Source organism: Sphingomonas sp. HMP9 (assembly GCF_013374115.1).
Lineage (GTDB): Bacteria > Pseudomonadota > Alphaproteobacteria > Sphingomonadales > Sphingomonadaceae > Sphingomonas.
The window spans coordinates 1-26,204 of sequence record NZ_AP022673.1 but is presented as its reverse complement, the minus strand read 5'-3'; the positions used below and the strand labels follow the sequence as shown (position 1 = coordinate 26,204).

Here is a 26,204-nt window from a genome sequence, read left to right as displayed (position 1 = left end):
CGCCGGAGACTGACATGCGCAAGACCGTCCTAACCCTGATGCTCGCCGCCAGCGCGATCACCTCTGCCGCCAGCAACGCGCAGACGGCCCCTGCCCCCGCCACCCCGCGCCCGCCGATGCGCCAAGACGCGAACCACGACGGCGTCGCCACCCGCGCCGAGGCGATCGCACAAGCCGATGCTCGCTTTGCGCAGATGGACACCGACCATGACGGCCGGGTAACCGCTGGTGAAATGCGCGCCTATCGTGCCGCGGTCCACGACCGGATGGTCGCGAGCGGTCGCGACGTTCCCGTGCCACCCCCTGGCGGGCGCAAGCATGACGGCATGGGTCGCCGCATGGACCCGAACGGCGACGGCAGCGTGACGCGCGAGGAGTTCGCGGCACGCGCGCTCAAGCGGTTCGACCGGATGGACGCCAATCACGACGGCACGATCGACCCGACCGAGCGCGCCAACGCCGCCGAGATGCGCCACATCGACCGGCGCGAGCGCCGCGACGGCGCGACTTCGCCTACCCCCATGCCCGCTCAATAAATCGGAAGGGGGGAAGCGTCGGGCAAACCCCGGTGCTTCCCCTGGACAGCCGCCATGCTAGACACTGCCCCGATGGGAGATATGCCGCACCTGCTGCTCGTCGACGACGAGCGCTCGATCCGCGAGCCGCTGGCCGTGTACCTGACCAAACAAGGGTTTCGCGTGACGCAAGCGGGGGATGCCGAGGCGGCGCGGACGCGGCTGACCGCGTATGCGATCGATCTCGTCATCCTCGACATCATGATGCCGGGCGAGGACGGGCTGTCGCTCTGCCGGCATATCGCCGCGACCAGCGACGTGCCCGTGATCCTGCTCACCGCGCGCGCGGAAGAGACCGACCGGATCGTCGGACTGGAGATGGGCGCCGACGATTATGTCGTGAAGCCGTTCTCGCCGCGCGAATTGGCGACGCGGGTCAAGGTTGTATTGCGGCGGGCTACCGCGGGTGGATCACGGCAGCACGCGCCGGAGAGCAGTTCGTACGGCTTCGCCGGCTGGGTGCTGAAGTCGGGCGAGCGGGCCCTGATCGACCGCGAAGGCGTCTCGGTGCCGCTATCGACCGGCGAGTATAATCTGTTGCTCGCGCTCGTCACGCGCCCGCGTCAGGTGTTGACCCGCGACCAGTTGCTCGACCTGACGCAAGGCCGCGAAGCCGCCGCGTTCGATCGCGCCATCGACAACCAGATCAGCCGATTGCGGCGAAAGATCGAAGCGGATGCGAAGACGCCCGAGCTGATCAAGACGGTCTGGGGCGGCGGCTACACGCTGGCCGCCGAAGTGACGCGCCTGTGACGACATGCCCGTGACACGCCCTTGGCCGCGCAGTCTCGCAGGCCAGATGGCGCTGTTGATCGCGCTCGCGTTGTTCGCCGCGCAGGCGATCAATTTCGGGATGATCCTGCGCGATCGGATCGAGTTCCGGCTTGCTCAGGCGACGCGGCCGGTTGCGACGCGGATCGCCGACGCGCTCGACCGCGAGGCGCATGCCGGTCGCCCACTCACCGCCGATCGCGGCCGGGTCCGCCGCGTTTCCAGTAATCCGATCCCCCCTGCCGGCTATGAACACCATCCCGAAGTCGCGGCCGAACTCCGTCGGCAGCTTGCCGATCAGGGCGTAACGGTCGGCAGGATCGACACCGGACTGAAGCCGCCGTTCGCCAAGGACCGCGACGGCGATCGCGACGATCGCCGTCGCGCAGGGATGCGCCGCGGCGACGGTGACGGCTCGATGCTGTTGATCGCGGTCGAACAGCCCGGTCGCGGTTGGCTGACGGTCGCCGCGCCATGGCCGCGACCGGGATCGCGATTGCTGATCGCGTTGCTGACGCAGACGGCGATCCTGTACATCATCGTCCTGTTGCCGGTGCTGTGGATCGTCCGCCGGTTGTCACGCCCGTTACGCGACCTGCGGGTGGCGGCGGAGCGGTTCCGTCCGGGTGAACCGGGCACGCCACTTTTCGCGCAGGGGCCCGACGACGTCGCGGCGCTCATCACCGCGTTCAACGCGCTCAGGCTGCGCGTGACGGCAATGCTCGACGAAAAGGACCGCATGCTCGGCGCGATCGGCCATGACCTGCGCACGCCGCTGGCGGCGTTGCGCGTCCGCATCGAGTCGGTCGAGGACGATACCGATCGCGCGCGGATGATCGATACGGTCGCCGAGATGAACCGCACGCTCGACGACATCCTGTCGCTCGCGCGGCTCGGGCGGCCAAGCGAGCCGCTGACCGACGTCGACCTCGCCGCCCTGGTCGATGCCGTCGTCGAGGATTTCCGCGATATCGGCAGCGACGTGAGCTTCGTCGAGGCGGACCGGTTGCGGATGCATCTGCGCCCGTCGCTGATCCGCCGCGCGGTCCGCAACCTCATCGAGAACGCGATCAAATACGGCGTGGCAGCGCAGGTCCGCATCGAGGCGGACGCACGCTGTGTCGCGATCATCGTGGCGGATCACGGGCCGGGCATCCCCGAGGACAGGATGGGCGACGTGTTCGACGCCTTCACCCGGCTGGAAAGTTCGCGCAACCGCGAGACGGGCGGGATCGGCCTGGGCCTCGCCTTGGCGCAGGCGATCGTGCGCGAGGCCGGCGGCGAGATCCGGCTGGTCAACCGGGTGGGCGGCGGACTCGACGCGATCATCGAGTTGCCGCGCTAGGTTTATCTGCTCCCTCTCCCCAGCGGGGAGAGGGAGCAGAACGGTTAGTCCTCGACGATCTGGCTGTTCGTCCGCGTGTCCTTCATCATCAGATACACCACCAGTGACACCGCGATCATTGCGGTCACATACCAGTAGAAGCCGCGTTCGAAGCCGGCGTCCTTGAACTTCAGCGCAACGACCTCGGCGGTCCCGCCGAACAGCGTGTTGGCGAGCGCATAGGGCAAGGCGACGCCGAGCGCGCGAATATGCGCGGGGAACAGCTCTGCCTTCACGACCGCGTTGATCGACGTGTAGCCCGTCACGATCACCAGCGCCGCCATCACCAGCAACCCGGCATAGATCGGGTTGGTCGCGGTCTCGAGCGCGGTGAAGATCGGATAGGTGAACAGCACACCGGCGATGCCGAACGCGATCATCAGCGGTTTCCGCCCGACCCGATCCGACAGGCCGCCCGCGACCGGTTGCAGCAGCATAAACACGAACAGCGTGGCGGCGTTGATCTGGCTCGCCACCTCGCGGCTGAACCCGCTGGTGTTGACCAGGAACTTCTGCATGTAGATCGAGTAGGCATAGAAGGCGAGCGTGCCGCCCGCGGTCAGCAGCATCACCGTCATCGTCTCGCGCGGATGCTTGGTGACGAGCTGGATGAAGCCCGACTTGGGCTTGCCGTCGCCCACCTCGGACTTCGCGTTCTCGAAGCTCTGCGTTTCGGCGAGCCCGCGGCGGATGTAGAACACGACCACGGCCAGCACCGCACCGATCGCGAACGGAATGCGCCAACCCCAGGAATCAAGCGCCGCCTCGCTCATCGTCGACTGCAGCACCAGCAGCACGCAGATCGCGAGCAGCTGCCCCGAGATCAGCGTGACATACTGGAACGACGAGAAGAAGCCGCGGCGATCCTTGCCTGCCATCTCGGTCAGGTACGTCGCCGACGCGCCATATTCGCCGCCGACCGACAGACCCTGCATCAGGCGCGCGATCACCAGCATGATCGGCGCGAATACGCCGATCGTCTCGTATCCCGGCGTGCACGCGATGATCAGCGAGCCTGCGCACATCAGCGTGACCGCGACCGTGAGCCCCGCCTTGCGACCGTGGCGATCCGAATAGACCCCCATGATCCACGCGCCGATCGGGCGCATCAGGAAGCCGACCGCAAAGATCGCCGCCGCGCTGAGCAGCTGCGCGGTGCGATCCGCCGACGGGAAGAAATGCGGCGCGAAATACAGCGTGAAGGCGGAATAGACGTACCAGTCGAACCATTCGACGAGGTTGCCGGTCGATCCGCCGATGATCGCTTTCAGGCGTGTCTTTTGATCGGGTGCCATTATTTCGCGTCCTGCGTCGCTGGAGTGGGGGCGAATCCGCGCTTCTTGAGCAGCGCGTTCACATCGGGGTCTCGACCGCGGAAGGCGCGATACGCCTCGGCACGGTCGGTCTCGTTACCCGTCGACAGCAGCAGCCTCGCGAACTTGTCCGCGGTCGGCTTGTCCCACGGGCTGCCCGCTTCCTCGAACGCGGCGAACGTGTCGGCGTCCATCGTCTCGGACCACAGGTAACTGTAATAGCCTGCCGAATAGCTGTCCGACGCGAACAGATGCTGGAACTGCGGTACGCGGTGACGCATCACCAGCTGCTTCGGCATGCCGATCTCCGCGAGCGTCGCGGCTTCGAACTTGTCGGGGTCGATCACGCCGTCGGGCACGGTATGGATCTTCATGTCGACGATCGCCGACGACAGATATTCGGCGGTCGCGAAGCCCTGGTTGAAGGTGCGCGACTTTTCGATCTTGTCGAGCAGGTCCTGCGGCATCGCTGCCTTGGTCTGGTAATGCCGCGCATATTTGTCGAGCACGTCGCGGGTCAGCAGCCAATGCTCGTTCACCTGGCTCGGATATTCGACGAAATCGCGCGGCGTGCCGGCGAGCCCCGGATATTCGACATTCTGCAGCATCGCGTGGATCGCATGGCCGAATTCGTGGAACAGCGTCTGCGCGTCGTCGAGACTGATCAGGATCGGTTCGCCGGGTGCGCCCTTGGCGAAGTTGTTGTTGTTCGACGACAGCACGAGCTGCGCCGGCGCAAGGCCGCGCTGGCCGCGATAGGTGTTCGCCCATGCGCCCGACCGCTTGCCGGTCCGCGCGAAGTCGTCGCGGTAGAACAGCCCGACATCCTTGCCGGCCTTGTCGGTCACGCTCCACACGCGCATGTTCGGCTCGAACACCGGGACGGTACCGGTGATCTCCTTGAAGTTGAGCCCGTACAGCCGGTTGGCGGCGTAGAGCGATCCCTGGATGATGTTGCCGAGCTCGAAATACGGCTTCAGCTGCGCCTGATCCAGATCGTACCGGGCTTTGCGGACCTTCTCCTGATAGAAGCGGTAATCCCAAGGCTCGATCGTCAGCGACGTGCCGGCGACCTTCTGCATGTCCGCGACCTCCTCGGCGACGCGGCCCTTGGCGGCGGGCCAGACGCGCATCATCAGGTCCATCGCCGCGGCGGGCGTCTTGGCCATCGTGTCCTGCATCCGCCAGTCGGCATGCGTCTTGAACCCGAGCAGATGCGCGCGGTCGGCACGCAGCTTGACGATCTGCGCGATCGTCGCGTTTGTGTCGTTGGCGTCGGCATTGTCGCCGCGGTTGACGAACGCGCGCCACACCTTCTCACGCAGCGCACGGTCGGTCGCGTAGGTCAGCACCGGATCGACCGCCGAGCGCGTGTTGACGATCGCGTAGCCCGGCAGTTTCCGCTCGGCAGCGGCCGCCTTGGCGACCGCCTTCACGCTGTCGGGCAATCCGGCCAGCTGGGCTTCGTCGCCGACCGCGATGGCGGTGCTTTCATCGGCCAGCAGCTTCTCGCCAAAGGTCGAGAAGGCGGTCGCGAGCTGCTGATTATATTGCGACAACTGCGCCTTTTGCGCATCGGTCAGCTTCGCGCCCTGGCGGACGCTGCTATCGTAGATCCGCGTGACGAGCCGGATCTGCTGCGCGTTCAGCCCACTCGAATTGCGCGCGTCGTAGATTGCCTGGATGCGCGCGAACAGCGGCTTGTCGAAGGTGATCGCGTCCGACGCGGCGGAGAATTTGGGCGACCATTCGCGGTCGAGCTTTTGATAGGCGGGCGTGTTCATGTTGCCGGTCATCACGCCGAACAGCGTCATCACCCGGCCATAGCGCTTGCCCGCCAGCTGCATCGGCACGATCGTGTTGGCGAAGGTCGGCTTGGCGGGATTGTCGGCGATCTTGCGATATTCCGCGGCGCGCTCGGCCAGCGTCGTCTCGAACGCCTGCGGGAACAGATCGGGGCGAACCTTGTCCCAGGGCGGCACGCCGCCCATCGGGCCGGTCCAGTCGGCGAGCAAAGGATTACTGGCGGGCGTAGCGGCCGGCCCGGTCTGATCACCCGCCTGCGCGACGACGGATGTAGACGCCATCAGCGCGACGGCACTGGCAGCGAGGTATAGAAATTGCACATGGATCTCCCGGTCGATGTCCCGGGTAGCATAGAGATAAAGTTACGTAGCGGAACCCGTATGGGTCAGTTGGCCCCGGCCCGCCCCTGTTGAATGCGGTTTTTATTCAATCCAGGGGCCGTTCCTCGGGCGACTGCGTGGCCGCCAGCGCCGCGGCCGCGATCAGTCGGCGACCCGTTTCCGCCGCCGCCTCGGGTGTCATCCCGATGGCCAGCCCGTCGGGCCCGTCGAGCGTCACGACGCCATATTCCGCTGCTGCTACGCCCGGTATCGTTTCCGGCTTCAACATGATCGCGCTCCAGCCCGGTCCGGTCGGCGACCCGCAGCGGTCACTCGCCTCGCGAACCGTAAAGATATTGTGGTTCGAACTCAGCAACGGATGCAAGCGCCTTACGATCCAGGATATTTACCTCGCCGGCCTTGAACGTCAGAAGGTTTTTCTCGCGGAGCGCCCGCAGCACACGGTTGACGTGGACCCCCGTCAGCCCGCTCGCCTCTGCCAGATCGGGCTGCGTCATTGGCAGCATGTAGCGTCCATCGGCAGCCATCCCGACCATTTCGAGCCGCGCATTCAATTCGCAGAACAGATGCGCGATGCGACCTTCGGCCCCGAGGCGCCCCAGCCGGAATATCCACTCCCGGTGCATCGCCGCGTCGAGCAGCGTGCTGAACCACAGTTTCTGCGTCAGGTGCGGGTAACGCTCGGTAATCGACTGTAGCGTGCGATGTTCGAAGCAGGCGATCTTCACCGGGCCGAGCGTCGCGATGTCGTGATCGAGCCGCTTCATGGGGAAGGCGTGCAGGTCGACGAAATCGCCGGGCACGTGCACCGCGACCAGCTGACGCTGGCCTTCGCGATCGTCCATGTAGCGGCACACGAACCCTTCGAGCAGCAGCGTGCTCGTCTCGATCAGGTCGCCCGCGCGGACGATCTGCTTGCGCGCGGCGACTTGTCGCACGGATTCGATGCCGTCCTCCAGCACCTGCTTTTCTTCGCTGCTGAGCTCATGGCGGCCACGCCCCAAGAGAAACTTTTCCGAGATCATCGACACCCCTTCATCACCCGCCTCGTACCGTCCCGAGGGTTAGAAGAACAGATCGGGATTCGTACTGATCAATATCAAAGGTTATGCTACGTGCGAAACATTGGCACGGTTGGCGGGTTCCACCCCGACCATGTATCAGCCAATCTTCCAAAACGACCATCCTCTCGCGCGCAAGTTCATCGAGACGGTACAGGCGCCGCAATTCCCCTGCGTCGGCGCAAAATCCGCGCTTGCCAAGGGGCAGATGGATATCCTCGTCGCTCGCGACGTGCGATCCGCGTGGGATGACATGCGAATCTCGCCGGCACTGGGCGAGACCGTGCGGAAGTATCGCCAGGATCGTGCGATCTTCCGGACGCTCATTATCCTGTTCGAAGCGCCGGCCTTGCTATCGGAAGAAGAGTTCGAGGCGCATCTTTGGGCGCGTGCTCAGTCGCTTAGCGACAAGGACGAGTGGCTTGGCTATCGGCCCGACCCATCGGTGAGCAGCGATCCCGACGATCCCCATTTCTCGCTGAGCTTTGCCGGCGAGGCATTCTTCGTCGTCGGCCTGCATCCCAATGCCAGCCGCCCGGCACGCAAGTTCGAATCGCCCGCGATGGTGTTCAACCTGCACGACCAGTTCGAGGTGCTGCGGGACCAGCAGCGCTACGACAAGCTTCGCTCGTCGATCCTCGCACGCGATCTGGAATATGCTGGCTCTATGAACCCGATGCTGGCGCGCCACGGCGAATCGAGCGAAGCACGCCAGTATAGCGGACGCGTCGTCGACGAGTCCTGGAAATGCCCTTTCAAGCGAGGCGAAGCGCGTGGCTGACATCAAGACGATCCCTCCGCGTTCGGGTGCGGGATTCACGCTCGACAAGGGCCAGACGCTGACGGTGATTGATCCCGAGGGTCGGCAGGTTTCGGATTTGCTCGCTTACAACCGCGCGGACGTGCGCGAGGCGATCTCGTCCGGTCGGACGCTCGATTATGCGAGCCGGTTGTACCTGACCACTGGCGACCTCCTCTATTCGAACCGCAGCAACGTGATGCTGGAGATCGTTGCGGACGATGTGGGCCGGCATGATTTCTTGCTGACGCCGTGCTCGAAGGAGACGTTTGCGATTATATATGGCGATACCGATCCGCATCGCGGTTGCTTTGGCAATCTCGCAGAAGCGCTGGCGCCCTGGGACATCGAGCCGGACCAGATCCCGGTCGCGTTCAACTGCTTCATGAACGTTCCGATCAATGGCGAGACCGGTACGTTCACGGTCGAGCCGCCGCTGAGCAAGGCGGGTGACACGATCGTCTTTCGCGCGGCGATGGATCTGGTGATCGGCATGACCGCATGCTCGGCGCTGCAGTCGAACGGGGGCTCGTTCAAGCCTATCCAATACCGGATCGACTGAGCGATCAGCGCCGCTGGTAGAAGATGTGCGACTCCACGGTCGCCACCTTGACCAGCGAACCGCGCCAATACGGTACGAGCCAGTCGGTATGGTAATGAGTCGCGCGACCGACCGGTGCGTAGACGTAGCCGCTTATGGCGCGGCGCGCGGCACCCCTCGCCTGGTCCCATCCGTCATGCTCGGGCCGGCGGGTTTGTGATCCATCACAGGTGAACGAGAACTGGCATCCCGTCTTGCGATCCGCGCCCTGATACACGACCCCGCACACGCTCTTGGGGAAGCCGCGCGCGCCGACCCGGTTTAGCACGACCTGGATGACGGCCCGTTGCGCGTCGCGGTCGCTGCCCGCCTCGTAGAGCGCGGCCGTCGCGAGGCACTCGGTCGCCTGGAGGCGCGCGGCGGGCCCGCCGTGAAAGCGGAACGGCTCCGCCCGCTTGCGTCTCTTCGTGACGATCGGGACCAAAGCATTGGACGCGCGAGCCTGCGCCATCGTGAGCCGGGGCTTGCGGTGTTTCGTGGTGGTTGCGGTCGGCCAAGGCAGGTCCATGAGCGACCCGAAGATCGCCGCGCACGCGACCACGGCGCCCAGGAGAAGCAGCCAATGCTCGGACGATGGCCTCAGCCCCGATCGATCACGCCGCCGCGATGAGACAGAACGGACCGGTCGCTTTGCCATCCCGCGTCCTTACCGATGAAATTTTCGCAAGGAAACGATCCGTGTGCGCTGACCCCATAGTGTCGAAGCGTGATCGTCAAAAAGAAATGGTGCCCCTGGCCGGAATCGAACCAGCATGCCTTGCGGCAACCGATTTTGAGTCGGTCGCGTCTACCAATTTCGCCACAGGGGCAGCGGCGGGTTGGCTAGACGAAGCTTTCGTCCGCCGCAAGCTGTGTTGATCGGAAAACGTCCCGACTCAGTTTCTCGGCGGCTGGCGGCGGTAGCTGAGCGCTTCGGCGATGTGGATGCGACCGACGGTGTCGCTGCCGGCGAGATCGGCGATGGTGCGGGCGACGCGGAGGATGCGCGTGTAGCCGCGCGCAGTCAGCCGCATCGCTTCGGCGGCTTGCGCAAGCAACTTGCGACCGGCTTCGTCGGGGGTGGCAACGGCATCGAGCAGCGCGCCATCGGCCTCCGCATTCGTGCGAACCGGGTGGTCGCGGTAGCGGTCGGTCTGAATGGCGCGCGCGACGGCGACACGGGCGGACACCTCTGCCGATCCTTCGGTCGGCGGTGGGAGGATAAGGTCGGCGGCGCTGACCGCCTGGACATCGATGTGAAGATCGATCCGATCGAGCAACGGGCCGGAGACTTTCGCCTGATAGTCCGCCGCGCACTTTGGCGCTCTCGCACAGGCCAAACTCGCGTCACCCAAGTGACCGCAGCGACATGGGTTCATCGCGGCGATCAACTGGACGCGCGCAGGAAAGGTAACGTGCGCGTTGGCCCGCGCGACACTGACCGTGCCGGTTTCCAGCGGCTGGCGTAGCGAATCGAGGACGGCGCGCTGGAACTCCGGGAGTTCGTCAAGGAACAGGACGCCGAGATGCGCCAGGCTGACTTCGCCCGGCTTCACCTTCAGGCCGCCACCGGTAAGCGCCGCCATGGAGGCCGAGTGGTGCGGGGCACGGAAGGGCCGTGTTCGAGTCAAGCGGCCGCCCGTCAGCGTGCCGGCGACCGACTGGACCATCGATACTTCGAGGGCTTCGGCCGGGTCGAGCGGCGGCAGGATGCCCGGGAGGCAGGACGCCATCAGCGACTTGCCGGAGCCGGGTGGTCCCACCATCAGCAGATTATGCGATCCGGCAGCGGCGATCTCCAGCGCGCGCTTGGCGGTTTCCTGCCCTTTCACCTGACGCAGATCCGGACCGTGATCGGCGGTCTCGGCGATGCCCGGCTTGGGTGGGCTGAGCAGGCCGTGGCCCTTGAAGTGGTTGAGCAACGACAGCAGGTCGGGCGCGGCGATCACCTCGATCTCGCCGGCCCACGCCGCTTCCGACCCTTGCGCGGCGGGGCAGACGAGCCCCTTCCCTACTTCCGATGCATGCAGCGCCGCGAGCAACACGCCCGGCGACGCGGTGATCCGCGCGTCGAGGCCGAGTTCGCCGACGATCACGTAATCCGCCAGCGCCTCGGCATCGACCACCCCCATCGCCGCCAGCAACGCCAGCGCGATAGGAAGATCGAAATGCGATCCTTCTTTCGGCAGATCGGCGGGCGACAGGTTCACCGCGATGCGTTTGGGCGGCAGCGACAGCCCCATTCCCGCGATCGCGCCGCGCACACGTTCGCGACTTTCGCCGACCGCCTTGTCCGCCAGGCCGACGACGTTGAACGCAGGAAGTCCTGGAATCAGTTGGACTTGCACTTCGACCGCCCGCGCTTCCAAGCCCAGATACGCCACCGTCGCTACGATCGCCGCCATGCCCGCTCCCCCGCGACACGACGTCACGCCTTATTCATACCCGATTTGCCGTGTCTGCAATGGTATGCAGCGCACTGCCGTCTTGCCAACCTAATACACCGGACCCACATGCCTTCCGTGAAAGCAGTCCGCTCCCCTATCCTTCGCCTCGGTCAGTTGCTGCTCGGGGTGCTGCTGATCCTGAGCGCACCGCTGCTCGCGCCGCTGCCGGGGCCGGCGGGAATATTCTTGTTCGCGGGCGGCATGGTCCTGGTGTTGCGCAACTCGCGCTGGGCGCGACTGAAGTGGGCGCGGTTGAAGCGGCGCTGGCCGCGGACCGGACATCTCGTGGACCGGATGATGCGGCGGCAGAGCGCGATGCGACGTCATGAGCGCGCGAAGGCGTCGAAAAGCGCCGCTGACACACCGGGTGTGAATTGACTTACCCGCCCCGTTTCCGTAAGCGCCCAGCCATCAAGGCCGTCCCCGTGGCGGCCGTTTTCTATTTGATGACCTAGGGAATGACCAATGAAGCGGACCTTTCAGCCGAGCAACCTGGTACGCGCACGCCGTCATGGCTTCCGCGCACGGATGGCGACGGTCGGCGGCCGGGCAGTGATCCATGCACGCCGCGCACGCGGTCGCAAGAAGCTGTCGGCCTAACGATACCCGCCGGCGACGCCGGCATAACTATAATGTCCAAACGCCGCGATTTTCTCGCGGCGAATGCGGGGAAGCGCGCACCGATGCCGGGATTCGTCCTGCTCATGCGCCCCCGCGATGACGGTGACGACACGATGCGAATCGGCTTCACCGTCACCAAGAAGATCGGCAACGCCGTCGTCCGGAACCGCATGAAACGGCGGTTGCGGGCGTTGGCGCGTGAGCTGTTGGCGGAACGCGGGGTTGCGGGTGCCGATCATGTTTTGATCGGACGCAATGGCGGGGTCGAGCGCGATTACGCGCTGTTGCGGACCGAGCTTAGCAAGGCGTTCCGCAAGGTAACGCCGCAGTCTGCTCTCGATGCTACCCCGGCGAAGGCCGGGGCCCAAGTGGGAAAGCGGCCGTGACGACGCGCCGCCGTTCGTTACTCAGCGCCCCCAATTGGGCCCCGGCCTTCGCCGGGGTGGTGCCGAGAGAGAGATTAAGCGGCGGCGAGTTCCAACTCACCACCTCCCCTCACTCCTTGTTTTCCCGCGGAAGCGGGAGCCCAGTCTGGGTCCCCGCCTCCGCGGGGAAACAATCTGGCGGCGCGCGAAGCTCTGCAAACCCATGCTAGCCCGCCTCCTCATCCTGATCGCGCGCGGCTGGCAACTGGGTCCTTCGCTCGTCCTGCCATCCACCTGTCGCTACGATCCTTCGTGTTCCGCCTATGCAATCGAGGCCGTTGGGCGCTATGGCGCGCTCAAGGGGGGCTGGTTGGCGGCGAAGCGTATCGCACGCTGCCATCCGTGGGGCGGGTATGGACCCGACCCAGTCCCAGAGCTGAAGCCTGAGAAATTGAAAGACGCCGCCCTGTGAAAGACGACAAGCAGAATTTCGTGCTGTTCGCGGTGATCGCGGCGCTGATCCTGTTCGGATGGCCGCTGATCCAGGGCAAGTTCTTTCCGACCGCGAATCCACCGGTCACGCGAATCGAAGGCGGCAAGACCAAGGCCGTCGCCAACCCCGCCGCCGATCCGGCCGCGGACGGCGCCGCTGCGATCGGCGATCGCAACGCGGTGATCGCCAGCACCTCGCGTGTTCGCATCGAGACGCCCCGCGTGTCCGGTTCGATCAACCTGAAGGGCGCGCGGATCGACGATCTCGTGCTCAAGGGCTATGACGAGACCGTCGCGAAGAACTCGCCGCCGATCCGCCTGTTGTCGCCCGCCGGTGCACCCGACGCGTATTTCGCAAGCTTCGGCTGGCGGGCGGAGGGCCTGGCCCCACCCGCTGCCGACGCCGTCTGGACGCCCTCGGGCGCGACCACGCTGACGCCGACCACGCCGGTCACGCTCGACGCGACCAACGCCACCGGCCAGCGCTTCCGCATCCAGATCGCAGTCGACCAGGACTATATGTTCACGGTACGGCAGACCGTCCTCAACGCCGGCGCCGCGCCTGTTCCCGTCGCGACCTACGGCTTGGTCAACCGCGTCGGCATCTCGAAGGATCCGTCGTCGATGACGATCCATGTCGGGCCGATGTCGGTCGACAATGGCGGCGCGCACTACCGTCCGAACTACAAGGACATCGACGAGGCCGCGCAGAAGTTCACCACCACCGGCGGCTGGCTCGGCTTCACCGACAAATACTGGCTGACCGCGATCATCCCCGATCAGCGCCAGGCCTTCGACGGCCAGTTCCGCGCCGGCGCCAACAAGGCCTATCAGGCCGACTACGCGCTGCAGCCCAAGCAGGTCGCACCCGGCCAGTCGATCACGCAGGTCTCGCGCTTCTTCGCCGGCGCCAAGGAAGTGCGCCTGCTTGATCGCTACACCGACCAGGCCGGCGGCGTCGCCAAGCTCGATTACGCGATCGACTGGGGCTGGTTCCGGATCGTCGAGAAGCCGATCTTCTATTATCTCGACTGGCTGTTCCGGATGATCGGCAATTTCGGCGTCGCGATCATCCTGCTGACGGTGACGATCCGCGGCCTGTTGTTCCCGATCGCGCAGCGCCAGTTCAAGTCGATGGCCGCGATGCGCGCCGTCCAGCCGAAGATGAAGCTGCTGCAGGAGAAGTATAAGGACGACAAGGTCCGCATGCAGCAGGAAGTGATGGCGCTGTACAAGGCCGAGAAGGTCAATCCGCTCGCCGGTTGCGCGCCGACGCTGTTGCAGATTCCGATCATGTACGCGCTGTACAAGGTGCTGATGCTGACGATCGAGATGCGTCACCAGCCGTTCGTCGCGTGGATCAAGGATCTGTCCGCGCCCGATCCGCTGACGCCGCTCAACCTGTTCGGCCTGCTGCCGTTCACGCCGCCGCACATGATCGCGATCGGTGTCGTGCCGATCATCCTGGGGATCAGCATGTACTTCCAGTTCAAGCTGAACCCGACGCCGATGGACGACACGCAGAAGCAGGTCTTCAAGCTGCTGCCATGGGTGCTGATGTTCGTGATGGCGCCGTTCGCGGTCGGCCTTCAGGTGTACTGGATCACGTCGAACGTCCTGACGATCATCCAGCAGAAGCTGCTCTACGCCCGCCATCCGGGCCTGAAAGTGCCGGTGACCAAGTGAACGACGTTCCGAACCTTGGCCCGGATCTCGGCCCCGACCTTGAGCAGACCGACGCACCGTTCACCGCCGAGCACCTCGAGCAGGCGCGAAAGCTGTTCGCCGGCCATGTCGGCTTCCTGAAGTCGGCGCCGACGTTGGAATTCCTGCCCGATGCAGCGGTGCCGGAAGTGGCGTTTGCGGGCCGCTCGAACGTCGGCAAGTCGTCGCTCCTGAACGCGCTGACCGGGCGCAATTCCATGGCGCGCACGTCGAACACGCCGGGCCGCACGCAGGAGCTGAACTTCTTCGACGTCGGCGCCCCGCTCGCGTTCCGCCTGGTCGACATGCCAGGCTATGGCTTTGCCAAGGCGCCCAAGGACGTCGTCAAGAAATGGCGCTTCCTGATCAACGATTTCCTGCGCGGACGCGACGTTCTGAAGCGCGCGCTCGTGCTGATCGACTCGCGCCACGGAATCAAGGACGTCGATCGCGAGATCCTCGAGATGCTCGACAAGGCCGCAGTCAGCTACCGGATGGTGTTGACCAAGGCCGACAAAATCAAGGCGTCCGAGCTGGTCGAAGTGACCGAACGTACCGCAGCCGAGGCGCGCAAGCGTCCCGCAGCGCATCCCGACATCCTCGTCACCTCGAGCGAATACGGCATGGGTATCCCCGAACTCCGTGCGGCCGTGGTCGAAGCGGTCAGCTGACGGCCTGGTCTGCTTTCCAATCCGTCATCCCGACCACGATCAGGATGACGGATCGGTGACGTTCGCAGGTATGATTGCCACCCGGCGGCTCCAGATTCGCCGACATCGAATCAACTTTCAATTTCCCGCTGGCATCGTGCGGCGAATTCCGTAGCCTCTGCCCGACGGGGGAGATTACGTAATGCGTGGACGGTTTGGGGCTATGCTGGCGATGGCTGCGATGCTGTCAGGCTGCGGGGGTAGCGACGGCAACACGAAATCGAGCGGCGGCATCGCTGCGACGCCGACGCCGACTCCTACACCGACCGCAATTGCGGGGTGCTCGTTGCGCGAGCGCCAGGACTGGGCCGCCGCGCAGCTTCGCGAATGGTATCTGTTCCCCGATACGCTTCCCGCGACCTTGAGTCCCGCCGCGTACACGACGGTCGACGATTACATCGACGCGCTGACCGCGACCGCACGGGCGCAGCGCAAGGATCGCTACTTCACCTATCTGACGTCGATCAAGGAAGAGACCGCCTATTATACCTCGGGATCGAGTGCGGGCTTCGGCATCCGTTTCGCACTCGACCAGACCGGCCAGCGGCTGTTCGCGGCGGAGTCGTTCGAGGGGGCGCCCGCGCTCGCCGCGGGGATCGATCGTGGCGCGGAAATTCTCGCGATCGGTACGACGTCGAGCAACCTCCGGACCGTGAGCGAGATCATCAAGGCCGAGGGGACCGCCGGGCTGACCACGGCATTCGGTCCCGACACGGCCGGCACCGCGCGCGTGTTCCGTGTCTCCGACGCCGCCGGAACGCGCACGGTGACCGTCGCCAAGGCCGATTTCAGCCTGCTGCCCGTCTCCACACGCTACGGCGCTAAGATCATCGACGATGGCGGCCAGCGCGTCGGCTACATCAATTTGCGCACGTTCATCTTCACGGCAGAACCAGCACTCAAGCTGGCTTTCGCGAATTTCCGTTTGCAGGGCGTGACCAAGGTCATCATCGATCTACGCTACAATGGCGGTGGCCTCGTCGCGACGGCGGAGTATCTCGGCGACCTGCTCGGCGGCGCGCGCTCCACGTCCGAAGTCTTCGACTACACGACCTTCCGCACCGAGAAGGCGTCGAACAACGAGACTCGCTTCTTTGCCCCGCAACCCGAATCGATCGCCCCGACGCGGATCGCTTTCATCGGCACCGCCGGCACCGCCTCGGCGAGCGAACTCGTGATCAACGCCTTCACCCCGTATCTGCATGGCAATTCCGCGCTGATCGGAACCAACACCTACGGCAAGCCCGTTGGTCAGATCGCACTCGACAATCCGACCTGCGACGATCGCCTTCGCGTGATCGCGTTCGCGACGCAGAACGCCGCGCGCAACGGCAATTACTTCGATGGCCTGGCATCGACGGTCGAGGCGACCTGTCGCGCGACCGACGACATCAGCTTCCCGATGGGCGACGCGCGCGAAGCCACCACCCGTCGCGCACTCGACTTCCTCGCCGGGCGCAGTTGCACGCCGATCACCAGCGACGTCAGTGCACAGTCGGCACGGACCACCGGCAGCACGCGCCAGGACCTGCTGGTTCCGGCAGCGCCGACGATGGCGCAACGGATGGTCCCGGGCTCGTTCTGAGCCGCGCGTACGACATGGTGGGATCGTGACTGTCGCGAACGTCGTGCGGCGGCAAGACGACGCTTGCTGGTGTCGCCACTGGTCAGGGGCACGCATTCCCTGATCGACCTCATGCTCGGTACGATCGTCGTCCTGGCGGCGATCGCGACGCTGCATTGCCTCATGTCGAGACGCATTACCGGCGTTGCCGCCGCCCGCCTGCCCCGCTAGTCCACCCGCATGAAATTGATCATCGGCAACAAGGCCTATTCGTCCTGGTCGCTTCGCGGCTGGCTTGCCTGCAAACAATCGGGGCTCCCCTTCGAAGAGGTGGTCGTACCGATGTACGATGCCGATTGGGAAAACCGCCGCTCGGGTGACGAGTTCGCGCCATCGTCGGGCAAGGTGCCGATCCTGTGGGACGGCGACGCCGTGGTCTGGGACAGCCTGGCCATCGTCGACTACCTCGCTGACAAAGTGGGGCGCGAACGCTTCTGGCCCGAGGACAATGCCGCGCGGGCGATGGCGCGGTCGATGGCGGCCGAGATGCATTCGAGCTTTGCCGCGCTGCGTCGCAAGCACAGCATGAACGTGCGCCAGGTCTTCCCGGCGCAGACTCCCGACGACGACGTACTCGTCGAGTTGCAGCGGATCATGGAAATCTGGGCGCAGGCTAGGGCGCGCTTCGGCGGTGGCGGTGATTTCCTGTTCGGCCAGTTCGGCGCAGCGGACATCATGTTTGCGCCGCTCGTCACCCGCATCGTCACGTACCAGCTGCCGATCGCGCGGTTTGCGGCCGGGTATATGCAGGCGATGTTCGAGCATCCGTTCATGCAGGACTGGATCGCGGCGGCACAGGAAGAGGAATGGGTCCTGGAGCAATTCGAGCAGCCGGTACCCACGACCGCATGATCGACCCGGTCGCGCTCACCCAGGCGCTGCTCCGCGCGGAGAGCGTCACGCCCGCGCGCGGTGCGGTGTTCGATGTGCTGGAGACGGCGCTCGTCCCGCTGGGCTTTGACGTCGACCGGTTCACCATCGGCGAAGCGCCTGACGGCCCGGTGGAGAATTTGCTGGCCACGCGCCGCGACGGCTCGCGGCATCTGGCGTTCGCGGGCCATGTCGACGTCGTCCCCGCCGGCGAAGGATGGGGCGACTCGCCCTGGTCCGGCGCGGTCCGCGAAGGGCTGCTATACGGACGCGGCGCGGTCGACATGAAGGGCGCGGTCGCGGCGTTCGTTGCTGCTGCCAGTCGTAGCGATGCGGGGACGCTGTCGCTGATCATCACCGGCGACGAGGAAGGCCCTGCCACCTACGGCACCGTCGCGCTGATGGAGCGGATGGCGACGCGGGGCATCGTGCCCGACCTGTGCCTGGTCGGTGAGCCCACGTCGACCGGACGCCTCGGCGACATGGTCAAGATCGGGCGGCGCGGTTCGGTCAACATCTGGATCGCCGTGCCGGGGCGGCAGGGGCATGTCGCCTACCCGCATCTGGCCGACAACCCGGTCCCCCGGCTGGTCGCGATCTTGGCCGAGATCGAAAGCGTCGTGCTCGACGAGGGCACCGACTGGTTCCAACCGTCGAACATCGAGATTACCGACATCGCCGTCGGCAACCAAGCGCACAACGTCATCCCGGCCAAAGCCTCCGCGCGACTCAGCATCCGGTTCAACGATCGCCACCGGGGAGCGGACCTGATCGCGCGTATCAGCGTGATCGCCGAACGCCATGCACCGGGCGTGGTGGTGACGGGCAAGGTGTCGGGCGAAGCCTTTCTGACCGAGCCGGGCGCGTTCTCGACGCTGGTGTCGGAGGCTATCGCGGGCGCGACGGGGATCACCCCCGAACTGTCCACGACCGGCGGAACCTCCGACGCACGCTTCCTGTCGAAGCTGTGCCCGGTGGTCGAGTTCGGGCTGATCAATGCGACGATGCACAAGGTCGACGAGGCGGTTGCGGTGGCGGATTTGCTGGCGCTGACGGATATCTATGAAGACGTGATCAGGCGCGCGCTGGTCTAGGACCGGACGGTCCGCTTTTATCCTCCCCCCCGCCGGGGAAGGATCAGATGTACCCTGGGCTAGTCCCGTCCGCGGCGCAGGACGATGTACAGCGCACCCTGCCCGCCATGCCGTGGATGCGCGCCACGGACGGCCGCGATCGAGTCCGCGTGGCGCGATCCAGCCAGCCAGTCCGTCACGGCGGACCGGATGGCGCCCCGCGCATGCGGGCGTTCGCTTTCGGGGCGGGGCGGCTTTCCCGTTACCAGCAGCAAGACGCGGTCGCCGCGTGCGATCGCCCGCCCCAGCCCGACGTCGAGCAACGCATGGGCGGACGCCAATGTGTGGCCGTGCAGGTCGATCGAGCTGTCCGGGATCACCGCACCGCGCACGAGCCGTTTGTCCCAGCCGCCGTCGAGCGTATTGGCCGTGATCGGTTTGGCGACCGGCCGCGCGACCACCGGCTTGGCCCCAGCCCCGCCCCCTGCCCGCGCCGCGTACGGCGTCACGACGGTACGGATGAGCGGCTTGACCCGCCCCATCGGTGCCGGCGGTGCGGGGACGATCTTGCCGTTGGGGCCGATGACCGGCTGGGATGGCGGCGGCATCGGCGGCGCGCGCTCGGGAATGCGCACAGCAACGGCGCGCATCGGGCGCACGCTCGCCATCACGCGCGCCCAGAGCTGCGCCTCGTCAGGGTTGAGCGGACGGCCCGCCATATCGCGCTCCACTCGCTTGCGTGTTCAGGCGCGCTACGGTGCCGACGGGAAGGAGCAGATACGCGGTGCCGCGCCCTGCCATACCGCCAGCGGTAGCCTCCGCCGCCGCGCCTGCACCCCAGAACGTGTCGAAGCGATTGCTGCCCTTGATCGCGCCGCCGGTATCCTGTGCGATCCACAAGCCACTCGCATCCTGGCGGTCGAGAGACAGGAACACGGGCGCGCCGAGCGGGACGAACTTGACGTCGGCAGCAGCGCTGACCTGTCCGGTGACCGGCAGGCCGAGTGCACCCAGCGGTGCGCCCTCCAGTTCGCGGAAGAACACGAAGCTCTTGTTCTCGCGCATGATCGCCTGTCCCTCGGCGGGATGCGCATGGAGCCACGCGACGATCCCCTGCATCGACGTCTGGCCGGGCTGCAGCAGCCCGCGAGACTTCATCAGGGCGCCGATGCCGGTATAGTCGCGGCCGTTCTGCGTTGCGTAACCGATCCGCAGGATTTCGCCATCGGGCAGGCGCAACCGTCCCGATCCCTGGATCTGGAGAAAGAACAGCTCGACCGGATCGCGCGCCCAGGCAAGGATCGGCGCTCGGCCCGCAATCGCACCCTGTTCGATCGCAGTGCGGTCATAATAGGGCACGAGATTGCTTCGATCGACGCGACCACGGACCTTCTTGCCCTTGAGACTGGTCGAGAACGCCCCGAGATCGACGTCGATCAGGTCGCTGGGACGCCCATAGATCGGTGCATACCCATCACGACGTTCCAGCGATCCGGCGATTTCGGGCTCGTAATAGCCCGTAGCGAATGCCTTGCCGTCGCCGACCTGCGCTGTCTCGAACCACTGCGCAAAGAAAGTCCGTGCGCTTCGGCGATCGGTCGACCCAGCGGCGGTGCAGGCCGGCTGCCATTCCGCACCGCGCGTCAGCCCAGAGGTATCGGTGCGACGCACCAGCGATGGACAACTCGTGACGAAAGCGGCGAATGCCGCCTGCGCCTGCGCATCGTCGATCGGCAGGCTAGCGATCGATGGTCCAGGAATGACCCCCGCAGCCGCGGCATTCGCAGGCTCGACCGCCGGCACGACGGGCGATGCCAGCATCGGCACCGCGCCGATGATCCGCGCCGGTGCTTGGATGCCACGAATGTTCGGGGACGCACCCGTATCGCGCGAGGGGTGCACGCGGACCGGTTCGTCCGGTCGGTTGCCTGCGCGGCTATCTGCCGGGTCGCCTGCACGATCCACCGGCGGCGGCCCCGATCGTGGCGGCTCGACACCACCGACGCATGCACTCAACAGCGTCGCCATCAGCATCAGCAGTCCGAGACCGCCGAGCCTTTCCCCCATTCCCCGGCGCATCAGGCTTCGTCGGTGTCCGCAAGCTTCCAGTTCGGATCGCTGCTCTTCAACGTCCGTGCGAATGTCCAAACGTCATGCGTCTCGACCGCGTCGGTCAGCGAGCCGGCAAGAACATTGCCGTCCGCATCGCGGGTCACCGCCGCGATATCCGCGTCGAACCGCACCGTGATCCGCGCATCGCGACCCGTAAGGCTCGCATCCGCAATTACCGCACGCTCGATCGAAACGAGACGATTGTCGAGCACCTCGCCGGCCTCGCGTCGCGCTTCGATCGCCTCGACGAACGCCGCCCGCACATCGTCGACGGCCAGATCGGCCAGCGCTTCCTCGTCGCCCTTCCAGAAGGCTTCGAGCACCATGCGATACGCGGACTGGGCACCTTCGAGAAAGCGCGCGACGTCGAAACCGGGCTCGCCGGCGACTATTGCCCGCAGACCGGGCTCTGCCTTGGGCTCAAGATTGCGGTTGGCGACCTCGCGCGCGTCGGGAACCGCCTCGACGGTTCGCGGCACGGCGGCATGCGCCGGCCGGTCCTCGGCCGCACGCGGCAAGGGCTGCTCATGCCCCGTCCGCTTGCCGAGCACGCTGTAGAGTCGCATCGCCAAGAAGCCTGCAACCATCGCGAGAAGAACTACGTAAAACAACCGTGCCTCCGATCTTCGCTTCAACATAGGGCAAACCAGCAGCTATTCAAACCCGCGCCCGTTGAAACGCCCCGTCGGCACTGCTACTCGCACCGCCTCGACCAAACAGAACGCGCGAGCGGTCCGCTTCGGTCCCAATTTTCCGCTTATCTTAAGGACACGACGAATGGATGATCAGGACAACGGCTTCGCCATGCCCGACCAGGCTCTCGCCAACGGTGAAGACACGGTCCCCGCGGCCGGGCTGATCTCGCAATACGTCAAGGACCTGTCGTTCGAGAACCCGAACGCACCGGCGGTCTACCAGAACCAGACCCCGCCGGCGATCGACGTGCAGTTCAACATCGGCGCGGCGCAGGTCGGCGACGAAGTGCACGAGGTCGTGCTGAAGATCGACGTGCGTGCCGAGACCGAGGGTCAGGTCGCGTTTATCGTCGATCTTTCGTACGCGGGCCTGTTCGGGCTGCGCAACATTCCGGCCGAACATGTCCAGCCATTCCTGCTGGGCGAGGCGCCGCGCCTGCTATTCCCGTTCGCCCGCCGCGTGCTGTCGGATGCGGTGCGTGACGGTGGCTTCCCGCCGCTGCTGCTCGAGCCCATCGACTTCTCGCAACTCTATCTCCAGCAGTCCGAGCAGCAGGGCATCCAGCCCAACGTCGGCGATTTCGGTCAGGCCTGATCGAGCGGAGGGGGCGGAGCGCGCTTAGATGAACCTGACCAAGGCGCTGGGATCGGTCGGCGGGCTGACGCTCGCCAGCCGCGTCCTGGGGCTGGTACGCGACTCGCTGTTCGCGCGGTTCGTCGGCGCGGGATTCGCATCTGACGCGTTCCTGATCGCGTTCCGCCTCCCCAACATGTTTCGCGCGCTCTTCGCGGAGGGCGCCTTTTCCGCAGCCTTCATCCCGATGTTCAATCGTAAGGTCGGCGCCAAGGATGGCCGCGGACTGCCGGACGGAATAGCGTTTGCCGAGGATGCGCTGTCGGTGCTGCTGCCGACGCTGATCCTCATGACCGTGCTGTTCGAACTCGCGGCGTGGCCAATGACATGGCTGCTGACCTTCGGGTTCAACGGCGCGAGTGCGGCGCGGTTCGACTATGTCGTCCATCTGTCGCGGATCATGCTGCCCTATCTGCCGCTGATCAGCCTCGTGTCGCTGCTCGGCGGCATCCTCAATTCGCTGCACAAGTTCTGGATCAACGCGGCCGCGCCGATCCTGCTCAACGCGACGCTGATCGCAGCGCTGCTGCTGTTCCACGAACATCAACCATTACTGACCGCGCGCAACCAGGCGATCGCGGTGACGATATCGGGTGCCTTGCAGCTCGGATGGCTGATCTGGGCGTGTCGCGCGTCCGGAGTTAAGCTTCGCCTCAAGCGTCCGCAGCTCAATCCGGACGTCAAAAAGCTGATGGCGCTGATCTGGCCCGCCGCCGCCGGAGCGGGCGCGGTGCAGATCAACCTCGTCGTCTCGACTGCGCTTGCCGCCGCGTTGCTGCCAGCGGGGTCGGTCTCGTACATCTATTTCGCCGATCGGCTGAACCAGCTCCCGCTCGGGCTGATCGGGATCGGTCTCGGCACCGTCCTGCTGCCGACCATCTCGCGGCAGCTCGGTCGCGGCGAGGATGCCGAGGCGATGGCGACGCAGAACCGCGGCATGGAGCTAGCGCTGTTCCTGACCCTGCCCGCGACCGTCGCGCTGATCGTGTGCGGGGTACCGATCGTCGGCGCGCTGTTCCAGCACGGCAAGTTCGCGCTCGAGGACAGCGTGCTGACCGCGCAAGCCTTGGCCGCCTTCTCGATCGGGCTGCCGTCGTACATTCTCGTGAAGGTACTGACGCCGGGCTATTACGCACGTTCCGATACGAAGACGCCGGTGCGCTATGCGACGATGTCGATGGTCGTGAACCTCGTCCTCAACCTCGCCTTCATCAAGCCGCTCGGCCATATGGGCCCGCCGCTCGCCACTGCGATCGCGAGCACGGTGAACGTCGCGATGCTCTATCGCACGCTTGTCCGCCGCGGCCATTTCACCCCCGATGCGCGCTTGGTCCGGCGGACGTGGCGGCTGCTGGTGGCGGCACTCATCATGGGCGGCGTGATGTATTTCCTCAACGACCTGTTCCAGCCGTTCGTGACGGGCACCAGCGTCGAGCGCTGGGGGGCGATGCTCGTGCTGGTCGCGACCGGCGGCGTCGTCTATGCGATCGCGACATTGCTCACCGGCGCGTTCCGGCTGGGCGACATCTCCACGCTTCTGCGTCGTTCCAAGTAAGGTTTCTCCATGCGCCCCCCCTCGCAACGGGTTGTCTCCGGCATCAAGCCCACCGGTAATCTCCATCTCGGCAATTACCTGGGAGCGGTGAAGCAGTGGGTGACGCTGCAGGACGACGTCGCGGCGCAGGGTGGGGAATCGATATTCTTCATCGCCGACCTGCACGCGCCGACCGAATGGATCGCGCCGGCCGAGCTGTCCGCGCACACGATCGAGGTTGCCGCCACGATGATCGCGGCGGGCATCGATCCGGCCAAGTCGATCCTGTTCAACCAGGCGCGCGTACCTGCGCACAGCGAAATGGCGTGGCTACTCAACACCGTCGCGCGCGTCGGCTGGCTGAACCGCATGACGCAGTTCAAGGACAAGGCGGGCAAGAACCGTGAGGGCGCAAGCGTCGGGCTGTACGATTACCCGGTGCTGATGGCCGCCGACGTGCTGCTCTACAACGCGACTCACGTGCCGGTCGGCGAGGACCAGAAGCAGCATCTCGAGTTGGCGCGCGATATCGCAACCAAGTTCAACGGCGACTACGGGGTGGACCTGTTCACGCTGCCTGCCCCGCTGATCAGCAAGGCGGCGCCGCGGATCATGTCGTTGCGCGATGCGAGCGCTAAGATGTCGAAGTCGAACCCCTCCGAGCAGTCGGTGGTCAAGCTGATCGACAGCGACGACATCATTGCCGACAAGTTCCGCAAGGCGAAGACCGATCCCGACCTGTTGCCAGCCACCGCCGACGAACTCGGTGACCGCGCGGAAGCACGCAACTTGCTAACGATATACGCGGCGCTGGCGGATACGGACGTGGCGAGCGTGCTCGGCGAGTTCGGCGGCAAGGGGTTCGGTGCGTTCAAGCCGGCACTGGCCGATCTGGCGGTGGCCAAGCTCGGTCCGATCCGCGACGAGATGGTGCGCCTGCTCGACGATCGCTCCGCGGTAACCGCGATGTTGCAGGCCGGCGCCGAGAAAGCGCGTGGGCTGGCGGCGCCGGTGTTGAAGCAGACGCAGGACGCGATGGGGTTGCAGGTCTGAGCGGCACGCGCTCGTCATCCTGACGTCCCCACCGTCGCCATGTCGCCTCTGTCGTCATCCTGACGAAAGTCAGGATCCAGGGTCACGCGCGCCGAGGTTTGTGGCTCTGGATCCTGACTTTCGTCAGGATGACGTGGGGAAGGACCTTAGCCTTCAAGCTCGCGCATCAGCACGCGGACCGCGGCATCGATGTCACGGTCGGAATCGCGCAGTTCCTCGATCTTGCGCACCGCGTGGATCACGGTCGAATGATCGCGCCCGCCGAACTTGCGCCCGATCTCGGGCAGCGAGCGAGTCGTCAGGCGCTTGGCCAGATACATCGCGATCTGGCGTGGCCTCGCGACCGCGCGCGCGCGCCGCGCCGAAATCAGGTCGAGCGGCTTGAGTTCGAAATGTGCCGACACGAGTTTCTGGATCTCGTCGATCGTCACGCGCTTCTGCGCCCCGCGCAAAACCTCGCCGAGCGTGGCGACCGCGAAGTCGAGATCGATCGTGTCGCCGGTCAGCTGCGCATAGGCGACGACTCGGTTGAGCGCGCCCTCGAGCTCGCGGATGTTTGCATGGATACGGCTGGCGAGCAGGTCGAGCACGTCGGTCGGCACGCGCATGTCGGGCAGGTCGACCAGTTTCCGGTCGAGGATCGTCCGGCGCAGCACCAGATCGGGCGCCTTGATGTCCGCGACCAGCCCAACCGACATGCGGCTGACGATCCGCGCCTCGACGCCTTCGAGCGCCTGCGGGCAGCGATCGGCGGAGATCACCAGCCGCTTGCCTGCGGCCATGATCTCGTTGACCGTGTGGAAGAATTCTTCCTGCGTCGCGTCCTTGCCGGCGATGAACTGGAGATCGTCGATCAGCAGCAGGTCGGCACCGCGCAGCCGCTGCTTGAACGCATGCGTGTCGCGCGCGCGCATCGACGCGACGAAGTCGTACATGAAGCGCTCGGCGGACATGCACAGCACGATCGCGTGCGGATTATGCTCGAGGAACGCGTGCCCGATCGCATGCATAAGGTGGGTCTTGCCCTGACCCGTGCCGCTGTGGAGGAATAGCGGGCTGAACCGGACGGGGCCGGGCTCGGCCAGGACCTTGGCCGCGTTGAACGCGACCTTGTTAGACGGATCGACCACGAATCGCGCGAAGGTGTAGCGCGGATCGAGCGGCGGGCGTTCGACCGGCACGCCGACCGGGGCCGAAGCGACAACGGGCGCCGGTGCCGGCTTCAGCGACGGATCGACCCCGAACTTCATCGACGCCTGAACCGGCTCGGCGACCGGCTTAAGAGCGGGCTTGGCCTCGACCGGCAACGGATCCGAAACGGGCTTGGGCGCGACCGCGTCGGCCACCGGCTCGATCGCAAGCACGACGGGCGCACGGCCCGGCGCCCGCGTCTCGATCTGGACGGTGCGGACGTTGGGCATGTGCTGCTTGAATTCGAGCACCAGCCTGTCCGCATAGTGATTGCGGACCCAGTTCGTCATGAACGCCGATGGCAACGCGAGTCGGATGGTATCGCGATCCTCGCCGGGAATCAGCTCGATCGGCTTCAGCCACTGCTCGAACAACCGCGTGCCCGCCGATTCGCGCAAGGACGTACGCACGCGCGCCCAGGCCTTTTCGGCCTCGCCCGCATGCGTCAT

28 protein-coding genes and 1 tRNA gene are annotated in these 26,204 nt (G+C 65.7%); 18 read left to right on the top strand and 11 right to left on the bottom strand.

Annotated features, from left to right (window positions below):
• Nucleotides 1-14 precede the first annotated feature (14 nt).
• The 3 genes from HMP09_RS00145 to HMP09_RS00135 all read left to right on the top strand — a co-directional run bounded on the left by HMP09_RS00145 (nt 15) and on the right by HMP09_RS00135 (nt 2,691).
• Nucleotides 15-536 (top strand): EF-hand domain-containing protein, encoded by a 522-nt coding sequence (locus tag HMP09_RS00145; RefSeq protein ID WP_176498664.1) that lies wholly within the window; start codon nt 15-17, stop codon nt 534-536.
• 72 nt (nt 537-608) lie between these two features.
• Nucleotides 609-1,328 carry a response regulator gene (locus HMP09_RS00140; protein ID WP_056062218.1) on the top strand — a complete coding sequence of 240 codons (720 nt, stop codon included), beginning with the start codon at nt 609-611 and terminating at the stop codon, nt 1,326-1,328.
• A 46-nt stretch (nt 1,329-1,374) separates the two neighbouring features.
• Entirely contained in the window at nt 1,375-2,691 is a 1,317-nt protein-coding gene (locus HMP09_RS00135) for a sensor histidine kinase (RefSeq protein ID WP_176501478.1), read from the top strand.
• Nucleotides 2,692-2,735: 44 nt separating this feature from the next.
• On the opposite strand, the gene HMP09_RS00130 is transcribed toward HMP09_RS00135, so the two are convergent.
• The 4 genes from HMP09_RS00130 to HMP09_RS00115 form a co-directional block, all read right to left on the bottom strand.
• Nucleotides 2,736-4,025, bottom strand: a complete 1,290-nt coding sequence (locus HMP09_RS00130) for an MFS transporter (protein WP_176498663.1) — start codon at nt 4,023-4,025, stop codon at nt 2,736-2,738.
• Nucleotides 4,025-6,130, bottom strand: a complete 2,106-nt coding sequence (locus HMP09_RS00125; RefSeq protein ID WP_176498662.1) for a M3 family metallopeptidase — start codon at nt 6,128-6,130, stop codon at nt 4,025-4,027. Before HMP09_RS00125 ends, HMP09_RS00130 begins: the two co-directional genes overlap by 1 nt.
• Before the next feature lie 145 nt (nt 6,131-6,275).
• Nucleotides 6,276-6,458, bottom strand: coding sequence for a hypothetical protein (locus tag HMP09_RS00120; RefSeq protein WP_176498661.1), 183 nt, complete (start codon nt 6,456-6,458; stop codon nt 6,276-6,278).
• Between the two features lie 40 nt (nt 6,459-6,498).
• Nucleotides 6,499-7,215 (bottom strand): Crp/Fnr family transcriptional regulator, encoded by a 717-nt coding sequence (locus tag HMP09_RS00115; RefSeq protein WP_176498660.1) that lies wholly within the window; start codon nt 7,213-7,215, stop codon nt 6,499-6,501.
• A gap of 130 nt (nt 7,216-7,345) precedes the next feature.
• Between HMP09_RS00115 and gntA the strand changes: the two genes are divergently transcribed.
• The gene (gene gntA / locus HMP09_RS00110; RefSeq protein ID WP_176501477.1) at nt 7,346-8,032 is read left to right on the top strand and encodes a guanitoxin biosynthesis heme-dependent pre-guanitoxin N-hydroxylase GntA; all 687 of its coding nucleotides are present in this window, start codon (nt 7,346-7,348) and stop codon (nt 8,030-8,032) included.
• Nucleotides 8,025-8,612, top strand: a complete 588-nt coding sequence (locus tag HMP09_RS00105; RefSeq protein ID WP_176498659.1) for a DUF1989 domain-containing protein — start codon at nt 8,025-8,027, stop codon at nt 8,610-8,612. Before gntA ends, HMP09_RS00105 begins: the two co-directional genes overlap by 8 nt.
• Nucleotides 8,613-8,616: 4 nt before the next feature.
• Here HMP09_RS00105 and HMP09_RS00100 read toward each other — a convergent pair whose 3' ends face one another.
• From HMP09_RS00100 to HMP09_RS00090, 3 genes are all read right to left on the bottom strand, one after another.
• Nucleotides 8,617-9,288, bottom strand: coding sequence for a cell wall hydrolase (locus HMP09_RS00100; protein WP_176498658.1), 672 nt, complete (start codon nt 9,286-9,288; stop codon nt 8,617-8,619).
• 87 nt (nt 9,289-9,375) lie between these two features.
• Nucleotides 9,376-9,460, bottom strand: a tRNA-Leu gene (locus tag HMP09_RS00095).
• 66 nt (nt 9,461-9,526) lie between these two features.
• Complete coding sequence (locus HMP09_RS00090; protein ID WP_176498657.1) at nt 9,527-11,035, bottom strand: YifB family Mg chelatase-like AAA ATPase; 1,509 nt, start codon at nt 11,033-11,035, stop codon at nt 9,527-9,529.
• A gap of 117 nt (nt 11,036-11,152) precedes the next feature.
• On the opposite strand from HMP09_RS00090, the gene HMP09_RS00085 reads away from it, so the two are divergent.
• The 10 genes from HMP09_RS00085 to dapE all read left to right on the top strand — a co-directional run bounded on the left by HMP09_RS00085 (nt 11,153) and on the right by dapE (nt 18,557).
• On the top strand, nt 11,153-11,455 hold the full coding sequence (locus HMP09_RS00085) for a hypothetical protein (protein ID WP_232090480.1): 303 nt from the start codon (nt 11,153-11,155) through the stop codon (nt 11,453-11,455).
• 87 nt (nt 11,456-11,542) lie between these two features.
• Entirely contained in the window at nt 11,543-11,677 is a 135-nt protein-coding gene (gene rpmH, locus HMP09_RS00080) for a 50S ribosomal protein L34 (RefSeq protein WP_031393806.1), read from the top strand.
• A 32-nt stretch (nt 11,678-11,709) separates the two neighbouring features.
• Nucleotides 11,710-12,084: a ribonuclease P protein component gene (rnpA, locus tag HMP09_RS00075; RefSeq protein ID WP_176498655.1), complete on the top strand. Its 375-nt coding sequence runs from the start codon at nt 11,710-11,712 to the stop codon at nt 12,082-12,084.
• 202 nt (nt 12,085-12,286) lie between these two features.
• Nucleotides 12,287-12,535 (top strand): membrane protein insertion efficiency factor YidD, encoded by a 249-nt coding sequence (gene yidD, locus HMP09_RS00070; RefSeq protein ID WP_176498654.1) that lies wholly within the window; start codon nt 12,287-12,289, stop codon nt 12,533-12,535.
• Nucleotides 12,532-14,241, top strand: a complete 1,710-nt coding sequence (gene yidC / locus HMP09_RS00065) for a membrane protein insertase YidC (RefSeq protein WP_176498653.1) — start codon at nt 12,532-12,534, stop codon at nt 14,239-14,241. Before yidD ends, yidC begins: the two co-directional genes overlap by 4 nt.
• A 92-nt stretch (nt 14,242-14,333) precedes the next feature.
• The gene (yihA, locus tag HMP09_RS00060; protein ID WP_232090906.1) at nt 14,334-14,930 is read left to right on the top strand and encodes a ribosome biogenesis GTP-binding protein YihA/YsxC; all 597 of its coding nucleotides are present in this window, start codon (nt 14,334-14,336) and stop codon (nt 14,928-14,930) included.
• Between the two features lie 181 nt (nt 14,931-15,111).
• Complete coding sequence (locus HMP09_RS00055; RefSeq protein WP_232090479.1) at nt 15,112-16,554, top strand: S41 family peptidase; 1,443 nt, start codon at nt 15,112-15,114, stop codon at nt 16,552-16,554.
• 63 nt (nt 16,555-16,617) lie between these two features.
• Nucleotides 16,618-16,764, top strand: a complete 147-nt coding sequence (locus HMP09_RS00050) for a hypothetical protein (protein ID WP_176498651.1) — start codon at nt 16,618-16,620, stop codon at nt 16,762-16,764.
• A gap of 9 nt (nt 16,765-16,773) precedes the next feature.
• Nucleotides 16,774-17,445, top strand: a complete 672-nt coding sequence (locus HMP09_RS00045; RefSeq protein WP_176498650.1) for a glutathione S-transferase — start codon at nt 16,774-16,776, stop codon at nt 17,443-17,445.
• On the top strand, nt 17,442-18,557 hold the full coding sequence (dapE, locus tag HMP09_RS00040) for a succinyl-diaminopimelate desuccinylase (RefSeq protein ID WP_176498649.1): 1,116 nt from the start codon (nt 17,442-17,444) through the stop codon (nt 18,555-18,557). Before HMP09_RS00045 ends, dapE begins: the two co-directional genes overlap by 4 nt.
• A gap of 59 nt (nt 18,558-18,616) precedes the next feature.
• On the opposite strand, the gene HMP09_RS00035 is transcribed toward dapE, so the two are convergent.
• From HMP09_RS00035 to HMP09_RS00025, 3 genes are read right to left on the bottom strand one after another with little or no spacing between them, the layout of a single operon-like run.
• Entirely contained in the window at nt 18,617-19,255 is a 639-nt protein-coding gene (locus tag HMP09_RS00035) for a Smr/MutS family protein (RefSeq protein WP_176498648.1), read from the bottom strand.
• The gene (gene mltA, locus HMP09_RS00030; protein WP_232090477.1) at nt 19,230-20,603 is read right to left on the bottom strand and encodes a murein transglycosylase A; all 1,374 of its coding nucleotides are present in this window, start codon (nt 20,601-20,603) and stop codon (nt 19,230-19,232) included. Before mltA ends, HMP09_RS00035 begins: the two co-directional genes overlap by 26 nt.
• 11 nt (nt 20,604-20,614) lie before the next feature.
• Nucleotides 20,615-21,259, bottom strand: a complete 645-nt coding sequence (locus HMP09_RS00025) for a Tim44/TimA family putative adaptor protein (protein WP_176498647.1) — start codon at nt 21,257-21,259, stop codon at nt 20,615-20,617.
• Between the two features lie 166 nt (nt 21,260-21,425).
• Between HMP09_RS00025 and secB the strand changes: the two genes are divergently transcribed.
• The 3 genes from secB to trpS are packed head-to-tail and all read left to right on the top strand — an operon-like array spanning nt 21,426 to nt 24,564.
• A complete protein-coding gene (gene secB, locus HMP09_RS00020; protein WP_176498646.1) occupies nt 21,426-21,938 on the top strand; it encodes a protein-export chaperone SecB in 513 nt (170 codons plus the stop codon).
• 28 nt (nt 21,939-21,966) lie between these two features.
• The gene (gene murJ, locus HMP09_RS00015) at nt 21,967-23,532 is read left to right on the top strand and encodes a murein biosynthesis integral membrane protein MurJ (protein ID WP_176498645.1); all 1,566 of its coding nucleotides are present in this window, start codon (nt 21,967-21,969) and stop codon (nt 23,530-23,532) included.
• Nucleotides 23,533-23,541: 9 nt separating this feature from the next.
• Entirely contained in the window at nt 23,542-24,564 is a 1,023-nt protein-coding gene (trpS, locus tag HMP09_RS00010; protein WP_176498644.1) for a tryptophan--tRNA ligase, read from the top strand.
• A gap of 146 nt (nt 24,565-24,710) precedes the next feature.
• Here the strand turns inward: trpS and dnaA are convergent, their stop codons facing one another.
• The gene (gene dnaA / locus HMP09_RS00005) at nt 24,711-26,204 is read right to left on the bottom strand and encodes a chromosomal replication initiator protein DnaA (protein ID WP_176498643.1); all 1,494 of its coding nucleotides are present in this window, start codon (nt 26,202-26,204) and stop codon (nt 24,711-24,713) included.

Coding starts and splice junctions, on each gene's coding strand:
- HMP09_RS00140 (WP_056062218.1), top strand. CDS start 609: ATGGGAGATATGCCGCACCTGCTGCTCGTCGACGACGAGCGCTCGATC.
- HMP09_RS00120 (WP_176498661.1), bottom strand. CDS start 6,458: ATGTTGAAGCCGGAAACGATACCGGGCGTAGCAGCAGCGGAATATGGC.
- HMP09_RS00090 (WP_176498657.1), bottom strand. CDS start 11,035: ATGGCGGCGATCGTAGCGACGGTGGCGTATCTGGGCTTGGAAGCGCGG.
- mltA (WP_232090477.1), bottom strand. CDS start 20,603: ATGGGGGAAAGGCTCGGCGGTCTCGGACTGCTGATGCTGATGGCGACG.
- dapE (WP_176498649.1), top strand. CDS start 17,442: ATGATCGACCCGGTCGCGCTCACCCAGGCGCTGCTCCGCGCGGAGAGC.
- HMP09_RS00100 (WP_176498658.1), bottom strand. CDS start 9,288: ATGGCAAAGCGACCGGTCCGTTCTGTCTCATCGCGGCGGCGTGATCGA.
- murJ (WP_176498645.1), top strand. CDS start 21,967: ATGAACCTGACCAAGGCGCTGGGATCGGTCGGCGGGCTGACGCTCGCC.
- secB (WP_176498646.1), top strand. CDS start 21,426: ATGGATGATCAGGACAACGGCTTCGCCATGCCCGACCAGGCTCTCGCC.
- HMP09_RS00115 (WP_176498660.1), bottom strand. CDS start 7,215: ATGATCTCGGAAAAGTTTCTCTTGGGGCGTGGCCGCCATGAGCTCAGC.
- yidD (WP_176498654.1), top strand. CDS start 12,287: ATGCTAGCCCGCCTCCTCATCCTGATCGCGCGCGGCTGGCAACTGGGT.
- HMP09_RS00135 (WP_176501478.1), top strand. CDS start 1,375: ATGGCGCTGTTGATCGCGCTCGCGTTGTTCGCCGCGCAGGCGATCAAT.
- HMP09_RS00055 (WP_232090479.1), top strand. CDS start 15,112: ATGCGTGGACGGTTTGGGGCTATGCTGGCGATGGCTGCGATGCTGTCA.
- trpS (WP_176498644.1), top strand. CDS start 23,542: ATGCGCCCCCCCTCGCAACGGGTTGTCTCCGGCATCAAGCCCACCGGT.
- rnpA (WP_176498655.1), top strand. CDS start 11,710: ATGTCCAAACGCCGCGATTTTCTCGCGGCGAATGCGGGGAAGCGCGCA.
- HMP09_RS00045 (WP_176498650.1), top strand. CDS start 16,774: ATGAAATTGATCATCGGCAACAAGGCCTATTCGTCCTGGTCGCTTCGC.
- dnaA (WP_176498643.1), bottom strand. CDS start 26,204: ATGACGCATGCGGGCGAGGCCGAAAAGGCCTGGGCGCGCGTGCGTACG.
- HMP09_RS00125 (WP_176498662.1), bottom strand. CDS start 6,130: ATGGCGTCTACATCCGTCGTCGCGCAGGCGGGTGATCAGACCGGGCCG.
- HMP09_RS00145 (WP_176498664.1), top strand. CDS start 15: ATGCGCAAGACCGTCCTAACCCTGATGCTCGCCGCCAGCGCGATCACC.
- HMP09_RS00130 (WP_176498663.1), bottom strand. CDS start 4,025: ATGGCACCCGATCAAAAGACACGCCTGAAAGCGATCATCGGCGGATCG.
- HMP09_RS00035 (WP_176498648.1), bottom strand. CDS start 19,255: ATGGCGGGCCGTCCGCTCAACCCTGACGAGGCGCAGCTCTGGGCGCGC.
- gntA (WP_176501477.1), top strand. CDS start 7,346: ATGTATCAGCCAATCTTCCAAAACGACCATCCTCTCGCGCGCAAGTTC.
- rpmH (WP_031393806.1), top strand. CDS start 11,543: ATGAAGCGGACCTTTCAGCCGAGCAACCTGGTACGCGCACGCCGTCAT.